A 12,974-nucleotide genomic window follows, 5' to 3' on the forward strand; every position below is an offset into this window, starting at 1 on the left:
TAACCCTAAGCATGGGACTATTAAGGTGGAGCATGAAAAAGGTTTTATTCTCATGGACCTAGAGGGGTTCATGACTTTACCGAAATCTAAACAAACAAAGATTTTAAAATTAGGAGGAAATTAATATGGAATTAGTAATCAAAATTAGTGAAAAGGACTTAGTAAACAGTCCGGCAATTATAGATGTTGTAAAGGTGCTGGCAGTAGAGATATCTAAAAACGGTTCACCTGTCGCATCATCTGCACCAGTAATTCAGAGTGCAGCTCCAGTAAACCAAACAATGACACCGGCAGTAATGCAGAACCCAGTACCAACAGCCCAGGTAATAACACCACCCGTAATGCAAAACCCAGTACCAATGCAGCAAATGCAAGCGCCGGTGATGCAGAATCCTATTTCTACTACGGCGCCGACAGCACAGCCGGCAGTATATACCTTAGAACAGCTTTCGTTGGCAGCAGCTCCTTTAATGGATGCAGGTAAAACGGATGTGCTGGTGGCGTTGATGCAGTCCTTCGGTGTACAAACACTGCAACAGCTGCCACAGGAAAGATACAATGATTTCGCAGTGGCCATCAGAGGGATGGGGGCGCAGATATGAGCCATGCTTTATTATCTGCAAGTGCGGCCGATAAGTGGCTGCACTGCACCCCCTCAGCTAGAATGGAGTCAGTTTTGCCAGACACTGCAGGGGAGTCTGCCCAGGAGGGATCTCTTGCCCATGAGCTGGCCGAGTTAAAAGCAAGACGACATTTTCATGGAATGGATAAGGGCGCCTTTACCCGTAAGTTTAACAAAATAAAGAGCAACGAATTGTATATTGTGGATATGGATCACGATACGGACACATACGTAGAATACTTAAAAGATGTTGAAATGATGTTTTCTTCAAAACCCTATGCGGTGTTTGAAACGAAAGTGGACTATTCCCATATTGCTCCTGAAGGGTTTGGAACCGCCGATAGTATTATGATTGGTGGAGGACATCTTCATATCGTGGACTTTAAGTATGGGAAAACCGTTCAAGTGGATTGCGTAGATAACCCACAAATGAAGCTGTATGCTTTGGGCGCTTTGAAAAAGTATGATCTTTTATACGACATTAAGGACATTACCTTACATATTGTACAGCCTAGAATGAGCAATATTTCTTCTTGGACGATTAATTGTGAGAACCTAAATACTTGGGGTGAAAGCATTAAGCCCGTAAGTCAAATGGCATTCGATGGTTCAGGTGAATGCGTTGTGGGCGGCTGGTGTGATAGTCATTTCTGCAAATGCCGTGCTACCTGCAGGGCGTATATGGAACGTATGCAACGTGTAACACAATTCATGGACAAGCTTCCACCCGTACTTACGGATGATGAAGTGGGGCAGTGCCTTACCTTAGCAGCTGACATTAAAAAATGGTATTCCCTTTTAGAAAAATACGCAATGACTGCGCTGCTGGAAGGCAAAAACATTGCCGGTTGGAAAGTAGTAGAAGGGCGCAGCAACAGGGCGTTCAATGACATTGACCAGGCATACAAAGCCTTATCTGTATCAGGGATAGACGAATCTTTGCTGTACAAGCGAGTGCCCATCACTCTTACAGATTGCGAAATTATGCTAGGGAAAAAAGGTTTCTCTGAAATGCTGGCGGATTACGTTGTAAAACCTCCTGGCAAACCCACTATTGCTCCGGAGAGTGATCCAAGAAAGAACTATAACCCTGCAATGGCAGATTTTGCAGGACTTGAATCTAATAAATAATTACATATTGAAAGGATGATTTTATGTATCAGAATATCGCAACAAAATGCCTCACAGGTGAGGTAAGAATTTCTTTTGAACATCTTTCCAGACCGTACAGCAATAACGGTGGTGAGCCAAAATATAGCTGCACAATTTTAATTCCAAAAACAGATACAGCTACATATAATGACCTTCTATCAGCGTTACAGACTGCATATGAACAAGGTGTAAATGATAAGTGGAAAGGTTCTCGTCCCCAGCTAAGATACCCAGTAATTTATGATGGCGACGGCGTTAGACCTTCAGGGGAAGCCTTTGGTGCAGAGTGCAAGGGTCACTGGGTTGTAACTGCGTCCAGTAAACAGCAGCCACAGGTAGTACACCAATCAAATGTTTCTGTGCAGTTGAGTGAGACGGATATTTACAGCGGTATGTATGCCCGTGTGACAGTGAATTTTTTCCCTTATGAAAGTAGTGGAAACAGAGGCGTAGGTTGTGGGCTGGGTAATGTCATGAAAACAAGAGACGGCGAGCCTTTAAGTGGTAGGGCAAATGCAGAGAATGACTTTGCCGGTGCAGGAACGCCTGCAGCTGCAATGCCAATGGGCGGCCCCGGAATGCCTGGATATGCGGCAACTCCTATGGGAAACGCTGCAATGCCCGCTGCTTATAATCCTGCCCCCAGATATGCCCCGGCAGCACCTACAGGCAATATTAACCCAATCACCGGCTTACCTATGTAATCGGGTATGAGGGGGCACATATCCGTCGATATTGAAACCTTCTCCTCCGTTGATATTAACAAGTCCGGGCTTTACAAATATGTTCAAAGCCCGGATTTTTCAATCTTACTGTTAGCTTATAGTATTGACGGCGGGGCGGTGGAAATTATCGACCTTACGAAAACGGAGTTACCAATTGTTATTAAACATTGGCTTTTACATTCTGGTCACATAAAACATGCTTATAATGCTGCCTTTGAGTGGTACTGCTTGTCGAAGTATTTTGGTCTAAAGGAAGAGGAAAGAACAGAGTGGTTGAAACAATGGCGTTGTACGATGATGCATAGTCTTTACTGTGGTTACGTGGCTAAACTGGAGGATGCGGGCAAAGCAATAGGATTGCCGCAGGAAAAACAGAAATTAGCAACAGGGAAAGCTTTAATCAAAACTTTCTGCTCACCCTGTAAACCTTCAAGATCCAATGGAAACAGAACGAGAATTCTACCGGAACATGAGCCGGAACGGTGGAACCTTTTCAAAGAATATTGTAAGCAGGATGTTGTTACAGAGATGGAAATTGAAAATAGGCTGTCTCATTTTCCGGTACCTGATTTGGTGCAGGAGCAATGGGTTTTAGATCAGATACAGAATGAGAGAGGCGTTGCCATAGATCTTGATCTGATAGATGGGGCGTTATATTGCGACAGTGTGGCAACGGAAAAGGCAACAAATATTTCTAGGGCAATTACAAACCTTGAAAACCCTAACAGCCTGGCACAGCTAAAAAAATGGATTGGAGAAAGAACGGGAATAAAAATCTCTAGTTTAAATAAGGAAACTGTGGGTGATATGCTGGATGCGGAAATTCCCGTTTCGGTTCGGAGAGTTTTGGAGTTGCGGCAGCAATTGGGAAAAACAAGTGTATCAAAGTATAAGGCTATGACACGGGCTGAATGCACTGATGGAAGATTGCGTGGATCTCTCCAATTCTACGGTGCGAACCGCACAGGAAGATGGGCGGGACGATTAGCCCAGGTGCAGAATCTTCCAAGAACGTACCTCCATGGTGCAGAGTTGGACTTAGCAAGAAAGTTTGTGAAATTGAAAAATCCCAATGCCATACAGCTGACCTTTGGTAGCGTGCAGGATACCCTTTCCCAGCTAGTAAGAACGGCATTTATACCCGAGAAAGGCAAAGTTTTTGTGGATGCTGATTTCTCTGCCATTGAGGCAAGGGTGGTTGCTTGGCTTGCGGGGGAAAACTGGGTTCTGGAGGTATTCCGTACCCATGGAAAGATTTACGAGGCCACAGCGGCGCAAATGTTTGGGGTACCTATTGAAAAGATTGTAAAAGGAACACCCGAATATGCATTAAGACAAAAGGGGAAGGTTGCCACCCTTGCCCTTGGATATAATGGTGGACCAGGGGCACTTATCAACATGGGTGCGTTGAAAATGGGGATACCTGAGGAAGAATTACAAGAAATTGTGTATAAATGGCGAGGTGCAAATCAAGCAATCGTTCGATGCTGGAAAGCCCTGGAGCATGCAGCCATACAAGCAATTAAAACGGGTAGAGCTGTTGGTACCCATGGATTAGTTTTTGCTAGAGAAGCAGACATTACAAAGGGGCAGGACTTCCTTACAATATTGCTTCCTTCAGGGAGAAAGCTTTTTTATGCAAAACCTCATTTAACTTTAAACCAGTGGGGGAATGAATCCATTGGATATTATGGAATGAACCAGACTTCTAAGAACTGGGAACCTACAGAAACCTATGGAGGTAAATTAACGGAGAATGTGGTGCAGGCCATTGCAAGGGATTGTTTGGCGCATACCCTAACTGTTTTGGAAGCCCAAGGGTACAAAATTGTGTTCCATGTTCACGATGAAGTTATTATCGAAATAGAAAAGGAGAAAGCTGACCTTGAAAAGGTTTGCCAGATTATGAGCCAGCCCATACCCTTTGCGCCGGGATTGCCTATGGCCGCAGATGGCTGGGTGGGGGACTATTTTACGAAAGACTGAGGTGACACGTTTTGCAAAATGACAGACAAATAACCATATCTACTGCAGGTAGCAGAAAGGCCACGAACTGGCAGCCTCAGACCATGCGTATAGCAGAATTATTTGAAAAGCTTCGCACTCCTTTGCGGGGAAAAGAAACTCTTTCGGCTTATATGAGCATGAAAAAGCACCAACAGGATGAGCTGAAGGATGTGGGGGGCTTTATTGGTGGCAACCTGACAGGACGTCGTAAAAAGGGTGCGGTATTAAATCGTGATGTAATTACCCTGGATATGGATAATTGCCCCCCTGAAAGCACAAAAGCAATCCTGCAACGCCTTTCTAGCTTAGGAATGATGTACGCCGTATATTCCACACGAAAGCATAGCCCTGCGGCGCCCAGACTTCGTGTTGTGGTGCCGACAGATAGAAAGATGCTTCCGGAAGAATACGAGCCCATCGCTCGTAAATTGGCAGCATTGGTACAACCGGAAATGCATTGGTTTGATCCTACTACCTTTCAAGTGGAACGTCTGATGTATTGGCCCAGTTGCTGTGTAGATAGTGAGTACATATTTACTTATGAAGATAAGCCGTTATTGTCTGCCGACGGAATGCTTGGCACCTATGAAAATTGGTTAAATGTTGCCTCATGGCCACAAGTGCCAGGAGAACAGAAATTACGGGAAAGGTCAGCGGCAAAGCAGGGAGATCCAACAGAAAAGAGAGGTACCGTGGGTGCATTCTGTAGAATTTACAGTGTGGTGCAGGCACTGGAAGTTTTTCTCCCTGGTGTTTATGCGGCTACGGAACAGTCTGACAGATACACCTTCGTAGGCGGTTCTACCACAGGCGGTGCAATTGTTTATGACGATGAAAAATTTCTTTTCTCCCATCATGCCACAGATCCATGCAGTGGACAGTTGGTAAATGCCTTTGACTTGGTTCGACTACATTTGTTTGGTGAACAGGATGATGAAGCAAAAGAAGGTACCCCTACTAATAAATTGCCTAGCTATGACCTGATGTGCCGTAAGGCAATAGAGGATAAGGACGTTCTTGCTCTGCTACAAAAAGAACGTATGGAACAAGCGGAAACAGAATTTAAAGATATACAAGAAGGTTTTGCAGAAACAGAGGATACCCTTGAATGGATGCGCCGGCTAAGGGTACACCCAAAGACAGGACTTCCGGAAAGCACCATTGATAACGTTTGGATTATTCTCGAAAACGACAGAAATCTGAAAGGCAAGTTTGCCATTAATGAGTTTGCCGGCAGAGGTGAAATTCTAGGTGCACTGCCATGGAACGCAGGAGTAAAACGGCGATTTTGGGATGATAACGATAACCAAGGACTTTATTGGTACTTGGAAAAAAGCTATAGAATATCCGGCGCCGCTAAGATAGATGGTGCTCTATCCCTACACAGCAATAAAAATTCCTTTAACGATGTAACAAAGTATTTGAATGAATTAAAGTGGGATGGTACCCCTAGATTGGATACTCTTTTGATAGATTATTTAGGAGCAGAGGACAGTATTTATACAAGAGCGGTTACACGTAAGGCATTTACGGCGGCAGTGGCCAGAGCCTACATACCAGGTTTTAAATTTGACTATATGACCATTTTTACAGGGCCACAGGGTATCGGAAAAAGTACCCTGCTTGCAAAAATGTCAAAAGGCTGGTTCAACGATTCCATAAGAACTTTTGAAGGAAAAGAAGCCAGTGAGCTCCTACAGGGCGTGTGGTTGGTAGAGGTTGGTGAATTGGATGCATTTAATCGCAGTGACGTTGGCCGTATTAAACAGTTTTTAAGCCAACAGGCAGACAGATTTCGTGCTGCATATGGCAGACATGTAAAAGAAATGCCTCGCCGTTGTGTTTTCTTTGGTACCACTAATGATGCGGAATTTTTAACGGACAGAACGGGAAACCGCCGTTTTTGGCCCCTTGTGGTAGGTGCGAGAAAAGCCAAAAAAAGCGTGTGGGCTGATTTAGATAATGACTTAGACCAGCTGTGGGCAGAGGCTGCCATGCGGTTTAAAATAGGTGAGCCTTTGTATTTATCCGGTGATGTAGAAAAGGCAGCCAAGGAGCAGCAAGAGAGCCACAGAAAGACTTCCACCAGAGAAGGTATTATTTCAGATTTCTTAGAACAAAAGGTACCTGCGGATTGGCTTAGTTGGAAGCTGGAACAACGCAGGATGTTCTGGGAAGGGAATGCTGCTTTTGACGGAGAGCTGGTTCCCAGGAAGAAAGTTTGTGCTTTGGAAGTGTGGTGCGAAGCTTTGGGCTGTGATCCAAGGATGATTAGGAATAGTGATACAGCAGAAATAAACAGCATTATTTCAAGCGTAAAAGGATGGAGTAGATTACAAAATCCACAGCCGTTTGGGTATTGTAAAAATCAAAGAGGGTTTAAAAACGACCAACTACAAAGTCCGTTTTAAGATTGTAGTTTTTACAAAAGTCGAAACTACAAAACTACAATTAAATTTTAGTTTGTAGTTGGGTTTGTAGTCGGCGAAAATGCTGATATTTCAGGGGTTTAAGTATATAAAACTACAAAACTACAATCTTTTTTAATAAATAATATAATAAAGAGAATATATAAATATACCCGCCTGCGCCCATATACGCGTATATATAGGGAAATAGATTGTAGTTAGCGCAAATGGAGGCGATTTTTTGCAAGAAAAGGAAATAGAGAAGTACCTCGTAAAACGAGTGAAGGAAATGGGTGGTAAGGCTTATAAGTGGGTCAGCCCGGGAAATGATGGGGTGCCCGATAGGATAGTTTTCTTCCAAGGGATGACTGTTTTGGTGGAATTAAAGGCCCCTGGGAAAAAGCCTACCCCATTACAGATAGCAAAACATAAGGAATTGGAAAGACTGGGACAGAAGGTTGTAGTATTAGACAGCAAGGAAAGTGTAGATGAATTTATGGGGAAAGTAGAGGGTGGTATGTATGAAGTTTGTACCCCATAATTACCAGCAGTATTGCATCGATAGACTTTTAGTAGAGCCGGCTTTGGGGTTATTCCTAGATATGGGATTGGGGAAAACTGTTACCACGCTTTCGGCAGTAAAGGAATTAAAATATTACCGTTTTGCAATACATAAGGTTTTGGTTATTGCCCCAAAAAAGGTGGCCGAAGCAACCTGGAGCAAGGAGGCTGCAAAGTGGGAACACTTGCAAAATCTAAGAATCTCCACAGTGCTTGGCAGTAAGAATAAGCGTGTTGCAGCGTTGGCCGCCACTGCGGATTTGTATGTGATAAATCGTGAAAACGTAGAATGGTTGGTGGATTATTACCGGAACGATTGGCCGTTCGACATGATTGTGGTTGATGAAAGCAGCAGCTTTAAAGATCAGAGTACAAAACGATGGAAGGCCTTAAAACGAATTCGGCCAAGAATAAAAAGAATCGTTTTGCTGACAGGTACACCGGCGCCCAATAACTTGATTGATTTGTGGGCACAGCTTTATTTGCTGGATGAAGGTGCAAGACTTGGCCGAACCATTGGCGGCTTTCGTGAAAGGTATTTTAGTCCGGACAAGCGTTCTGCAGAAAGAGTGTTTACTTACAAGCCAAAGTATGGAGCAGAGGAAAAAATTGAAACTTTGATCGGTGATATTTGTATCTCCATGAAAGCTGAGGATTATTTGGAGCTGCCAGACTGTGTAACAGTAAATACCCCGGTGGCCTTAGACAGCAAAGCGAGAAAAGCATATGAAACATTAGAAAAGACAATGCTTCTTGAAATCAACGATGAAGAAATTACCGCAGATATGGCGGCGGTTCTTACAGGGAAGCTGTTGCAGCTTGCCGGCGGTGCTGTTTATGATGGCAACCATAACGCCCAGGTAATCCATGACTGCAAGATTGCGGCTTTCATGGAACTGATAGACGGGCTTGCCGGAGAGCATGCATTGGTGTTTTATGGGTATCAACATGAGAAGGACAGGCTGTTGAAGGAGCTTGCTAAAACAAAACTTCGGGTAAGAGTCTTTGGCGGGGCAGATGATGAAACGGATTGGAATAACGGTGAGATTGATGTTTTGTTAGCACACCCCATGAGTACTGCTTACGGCCTTAATCTTCAGGATGGAGGACACCACGTAATCTGGTATGGACCTACGTGGAGTTTGGAACAGTATCAGCAGGCAAATAAAAGGCTGCATCGCCAAGGGCAGAAAAAGCCGGTTATCATTCACCATTTGATTGCAGAGGAAACGGTGGACGAGGATGTTATCGAGGCTTTGGAAAATAAGAGTGGTACCCAAGAGGCGTTACTTGGAGCATTGAAAGCAAGAATCGAAAAATATAAGGGGGCTTCATTTTGAAAATGGCGGATTACAGCAGGGGCAGGAATGACGGCCTTGCCCTTGCATTGAAAATAGTAAAAGAGGACGGGATCGAAGCGCTGGAGAAGGAAATAAAGTTTCGGGGGGTTAGTAATATACATACACCGTTAGCACAAAAGGATTTGGAAAAAGCACTTGCCCCTATCAAGGAGCACACGATTGCCACAATGTTGGCCATGTCCATTCATGTTTTATACGATGAGTTTGATTTCCGTACAGTACGGCTAAATCGTTTTAGGGATAGGTTCAATAGCAAAGTGGACTGTCTCCTTGATGATATGGTGACTTGGGGCGATATTGTGAAGGATATTCAGGAAAAAACAAAGATGGTGATTGCTATACCACATAACGAGTAAGGAGCTGAATAGATTGCTAAGAAAAGAATTGCTGTATGGTGTTATTTTTTTGGTCGGGGATGAAATGAATGAGGCTAACCGCAAGTTTCCATTGTTTGCATCTAACCATGAGGGTTATGCCGTAATCAAAGAGGAAATTGAAGAGGCTGTTGAAGAGTGCAATTTGACGGTAGACAATTTAGAAATCCTGTGGAGCATAATTCGTGAAAACGGTGTTGGATTAGAATCCGTGAATTACATAAAGCAGCATGCGATAAAGGCAGCAGCTGAGTTTATTCAGGTTGCGGCAATGTGTGAAAAGTATGTACTGAGTACCGGTAGAAGATAAAACCAGAAAGGAGTAAGAGGTTTGCTGGCCAGCAATAAATCTGGATTTACTCCTGTGATGATATGGGACAAGAATTATTTAATGACAACATGGATCTCGCTTATTTTATCTTGAGAAGATACTTCCCTTGGTATAAGAATGATGAAGATGCAAAGCAAATTTGCTTAATCGGACTTTGGAAAGCAAGTGAAAAATTCAATCCAGATAAAGGATATGAGTTTTCAACTTTTGCTGCAAGGGTAATTATGAATCAAATGCGGATATTTCTTAGGGACGAAAGAAAGAGAAATAAAATCAAGTACGTTGATAATATTGCATACTTTGAGGGTGAACAGTTCGACATTATAGAAATAATACCTGACAAATATGCGGGTGAGGTTTCATTGGGGTTTTGCTTTAAAGAGCTGTCGGAAAAGTTAAATGAGAGGGAAACACAAGTTCTGCAATTGAAGATCAAAGGGTATAACCAGACGGAAATTGGGAATAGGTTGAATTTATCACAGGTAACGGTATCTAGATGTTTGAAGTGCATTGTAAGTAAGTTGTAGAGAGGTTATTTGTTATGAACAACAATCCAGGAAAATGAAAAAGCCACCCAAAAGGGTGGCCATGTAGAAGGCTTAGTTAGCGCAAACATTGACAGCACGTGTTTTACGGCTATCTCTGGGATCTGCTTCTGTATCGAAAGTTACTGCCTGGCCTTCATTTAAAGATTTGAAACCATTTGTCTGGATGGAAGAGAAATGTACAAATACATCTTCTCCGCCGTTAGCGGGTGTGATAAAACCAAAACCCTTATCTGCATTAAACCATTTTACTGTACCGTTATTCATAATCAGTACCTCCTAAAAAATATTATCTCGAGCATATAAATAAAAAAGTTCTCAAGCATTAGTCAGATAATAATTATCGACTAGGACTTAAGAACGAATAATCATATATACGAAATTAATATCAGTATACAGCAACAAAAATGGTTTGTCAAGAAATATTTTACAGGAATGAAAGGATATACAGATTCATGTGTTTTGAGAGGTGATTAAGTGAGTTGGAAGAATAAGAAGATTATACTAAAGACGATGGTGTGGTGCGGAATTTACAGCGCATTAGGAGGCTTATGGCAGACATTAGAATACATGTTTTATGGACAAGCAATCACAAGCTATGAAGATACGCTTGTAGGAATAATTGTTACTTTTGCAATTTATAAGCTTTTTATGAATGGGATTTCATTTGAATAGTGAGGTGATGTTGTTGGGGAAAGAATTATTAACGCAGTATGCTGATCTTCAATTGGAAATTGAGGATTTGCAACGGAGAATTCTAAAGACTGAATCGCAGATAGAACGCATACAGGCAGGCGGTACGGTATTAGATTCAGTAAGGGGGACAAGGTTAGATGGTACTATTGGGAATATACGTATTGAGGGATTTCCTGTGGTTAGTCTTGATGAAAAACTGGATCGGCTTCACCGCTATAGAACCCAGCTGTATAGATCAAAGAAACGTGCTGTTGATTTGGTAAGCGAAGTTGAGCAATACATAAATTCCATTGAAGATTGCCGTATGAGGAGGATTATCAGATACCGATTTATTGATAAGCTTTCATGGAATGCTGTGGCGGATAAGATGGGCGGAAACAATACAGAAGGTAGCATAAAAATGGCGATTTCAAGATTCATAGATAAATCGTAAAGTTGTTACACATGTTACATTTCGATATAGTACAATGGTACTAGTAAGAAGTGTATGATTGATAAACCCTCCTCGGGAAAGGACATCGAAAGGTGTCTTTTTCTGTGGAGATAACTTTACCTGAAAGATATACTTCTGGGAAATTTTGTGTTATACTAAAAATAAAGGCGGTGTTTAATATGGGTGACAAAAGTCCAAAAAATAAAGAGGCAAAGAAGAAAAAGGAAACTGTAGACAACACTGGCAGCACTGTAAAACAAGGTGGAAAGAAAAAGAAAAAAACGTATGAATAACAGCTTAACCGACATTTAACCATGTCGGTTTTTTCATGATATTATAATAACGTGAAAATTTAACAACTCTCCTTATGGGCATTGGAGGAAGCTGGTGCCCTAAACTTTTCGACAAATGGTAGGAATTTGAAATTTTGTGTCGAATTGTAAGGGTGGAGGTGTAATGATTATGCAGGATAGGGATAAAGAATTATGTCAGGAATACTTAGAAGAACTTAATCAGGATTGCATGAAAGAAAGGGACTATACAGAAGAGAACACTGAAAGAAGTGAAGGGGAATATCAAAGGGACTATACCCGTATTATGTATTCATCTTCATTTAGAAGGTTACAAGGAAAAATGCAATTGTTAGGCTTGAAGGATAGCAGTTTTTTTAGAAATAGACTAACGCATAGTTTAGAAGTGGCTCAAATTGCACGTTCAATTGCTGAAAAAGCCGGGTATGATCCGAAGTTATCTTTTATAGTTGAGGCAGGAGCCTTGGCGCATGACTTAGGAAATCCTCCTTTTGGTCACGCCGGGGAAAGATTTTTGAATGATGCGTATATGTCGATTGGTGGATTTGAAGGGAATGCACAAACGTTAAGAATTTTGACAAAACTTGAAAGAAAAAAGCCGGAGTACAGGGGGCTAAATTTAACACGTAGAACTTTGCTTTCCTGTATTAAATACTTCGCCACCGCAGAAGACAGCAAGTTTAATATAAATAAGAAATTTATATATAATGATAACTATGAAGAAATTTTAAAATTTAAAAATGATAATAAGATTACTTTTAGAACTCTCGATGTACAAGTTGTTGACATCGCGGATGAAATTGCTTATGCAGCACATGATTTAGAAGATGGATTGCGTGTAAAAGCATTTACTATTGATGATGTCTTGCAAGAATTTTGGAATAGGTGTAACTTCGGTGATGAAGGGAAGAGATTGTGTATAGGAGCCTTCATGAAGTTTGAAGGAATTGTTGATGCAGCAAAAAAAACAGCAGGGTATAAAAGAGGTATAAGAATAACGTCATCAGAGTATTTGCACTTGTTTGGAAAAGAATTAGCTTCTAAAATTATAAACACAGCTATTGAAGACATAGGAATGGTACCAGTTGACAAACAACTTCGGAATAAAACTAAAAGCGAAAGAGAAGAAGAATTAGGATTTCCAAGCAAAGAGGTAAGAGATTTAGTTGGTGGGCTTAAAGATATAGTTTTCGAGTGCATCAATCACAATAGTGACGTATATCACTATGAACAACAGGGTAAAAAAGTAATAAATTTTTTAGCGGAATTTTATACAGATGGGAATATTAAATACCTTCCTCCTGAATATCGTGCATCTGAGTGGACAGAATATGGAAAACCTAAATCCCAGGAGAGATTGACTTGTGACTATATTGCTGGTATGATGGATTCCTATGCGATAAAACAATATGAAAAATATTCAGGAAAGAAATTTGAAGGATGAAGGT

General features: G+C 41.7%; 14 protein-coding genes. 13 read left to right on the forward strand and 1 reads right to left on the reverse strand.

The features are described 5' to 3' along the window. Positions 1 to 125 precede the first annotated feature (125 nt). The 10 genes from RTK36_RS04465 to RTK36_RS04510 all read left to right on the forward strand — a co-directional run bounded on the left by RTK36_RS04465 (position 126) and on the right by RTK36_RS04510 (position 10,068). Complete coding sequence (locus RTK36_RS04465) at positions 126 to 602, forward strand: hypothetical protein (protein WP_312044768.1); 477 nt, start codon at positions 126 to 128, stop codon at positions 600 to 602. After that, positions 599 to 1,753, forward strand: a complete 1,155-nt coding sequence (locus tag RTK36_RS04470) for a DUF2800 domain-containing protein (RefSeq protein ID WP_066047975.1) — start codon at positions 599 to 601, stop codon at positions 1,751 to 1,753. The genes RTK36_RS04465 and RTK36_RS04470 overlap by 4 nt, the downstream gene beginning before the upstream one ends. A gap of 23 nt (positions 1,754 to 1,776) precedes the next feature. Continuing rightward, positions 1,777 to 2,478, forward strand: coding sequence for a DUF2815 family protein (locus RTK36_RS04475; RefSeq protein ID WP_312044770.1), 702 nt, complete (start codon positions 1,777 to 1,779; stop codon positions 2,476 to 2,478). Positions 2,479 to 2,484: 6 nt separating this feature from the next. Beyond that, the gene (locus RTK36_RS04480; protein ID WP_312044772.1) at positions 2,485 to 4,485 is read left to right on the forward strand and encodes a DNA polymerase; all 2,001 of its coding nucleotides are present in this window, start codon (positions 2,485 to 2,487) and stop codon (positions 4,483 to 4,485) included. 11 nt (positions 4,486 to 4,496) lie between these two features. After that, a complete protein-coding gene (locus tag RTK36_RS04485; protein ID WP_312044774.1) occupies positions 4,497 to 6,917 on the forward strand; it encodes a virulence-associated E family protein in 2,421 nt (806 codons plus the stop codon). A 238-nt stretch (positions 6,918 to 7,155) separates the two neighbouring features. Then, a complete protein-coding gene (locus tag RTK36_RS04490) occupies positions 7,156 to 7,455 on the forward strand; it encodes a VRR-NUC domain-containing protein (RefSeq protein ID WP_066047982.1) in 300 nt (99 codons plus the stop codon). Then, on the forward strand, positions 7,436 to 8,815 hold the full coding sequence (locus tag RTK36_RS04495) for a DEAD/DEAH box helicase (protein ID WP_312044776.1): 1,380 nt from the start codon (positions 7,436 to 7,438) through the stop codon (positions 8,813 to 8,815). Before RTK36_RS04490 ends, RTK36_RS04495 begins: the two co-directional genes overlap by 20 nt. Next, positions 8,812 to 9,192, forward strand: coding sequence for a hypothetical protein (locus RTK36_RS04500; protein WP_082754212.1), 381 nt, complete (start codon positions 8,812 to 8,814; stop codon positions 9,190 to 9,192). Before RTK36_RS04495 ends, RTK36_RS04500 begins: the two co-directional genes overlap by 4 nt. A 13-nt stretch (positions 9,193 to 9,205) precedes the next feature. Further along, a complete protein-coding gene (locus RTK36_RS04505) occupies positions 9,206 to 9,520 on the forward strand; it encodes a hypothetical protein (RefSeq protein ID WP_312044778.1) in 315 nt (104 codons plus the stop codon). Positions 9,521 to 9,582: 62 nt separating this feature from the next. Then, positions 9,583 to 10,068 carry a sigma-70 family RNA polymerase sigma factor gene (locus RTK36_RS04510; RefSeq protein ID WP_312044780.1) on the forward strand — a complete coding sequence of 162 codons (486 nt, stop codon included), beginning with the start codon at positions 9,583 to 9,585 and terminating at the stop codon, positions 10,066 to 10,068. Between the two features lie 72 nt (positions 10,069 to 10,140). Here RTK36_RS04510 and RTK36_RS04515 read toward each other — a convergent pair whose 3' ends face one another. Further along, positions 10,141 to 10,353: a cold-shock protein gene (locus RTK36_RS04515; RefSeq protein WP_066047990.1), complete on the reverse strand. Its 213-nt coding sequence runs from the start codon at positions 10,351 to 10,353 to the stop codon at positions 10,141 to 10,143. A gap of 210 nt (positions 10,354 to 10,563) precedes the next feature. Between RTK36_RS04515 and RTK36_RS04520 the strand changes: the two genes are divergently transcribed. The 3 genes from RTK36_RS04520 (at position 10,564) to RTK36_RS04530 (ending at position 12,970) form a co-directional block, all read left to right on the forward strand. Then, entirely contained in the window at positions 10,564 to 10,761 is a 198-nt protein-coding gene (locus RTK36_RS04520) for a hypothetical protein (protein WP_312044783.1), read from the forward strand. 13 nt (positions 10,762 to 10,774) lie between these two features. Then, the gene (locus RTK36_RS04525; protein ID WP_312044785.1) at positions 10,775 to 11,215 is read left to right on the forward strand and encodes a hypothetical protein; all 441 of its coding nucleotides are present in this window, start codon (positions 10,775 to 10,777) and stop codon (positions 11,213 to 11,215) included. Between the two features lie 456 nt (positions 11,216 to 11,671). Then, the gene (locus RTK36_RS04530; RefSeq protein WP_312044787.1) at positions 11,672 to 12,970 is read left to right on the forward strand and encodes a deoxyguanosinetriphosphate triphosphohydrolase family protein; all 1,299 of its coding nucleotides are present in this window, start codon (positions 11,672 to 11,674) and stop codon (positions 12,968 to 12,970) included. Positions 12,971 to 12,974: the final 4 nt, after the last annotated feature.

Source organism: Anaerotignum sp., assembly GCF_031981185.1.
GTDB lineage: Bacteria > Bacillota > Clostridia > Lachnospirales > Anaerotignaceae > Chakrabartyella.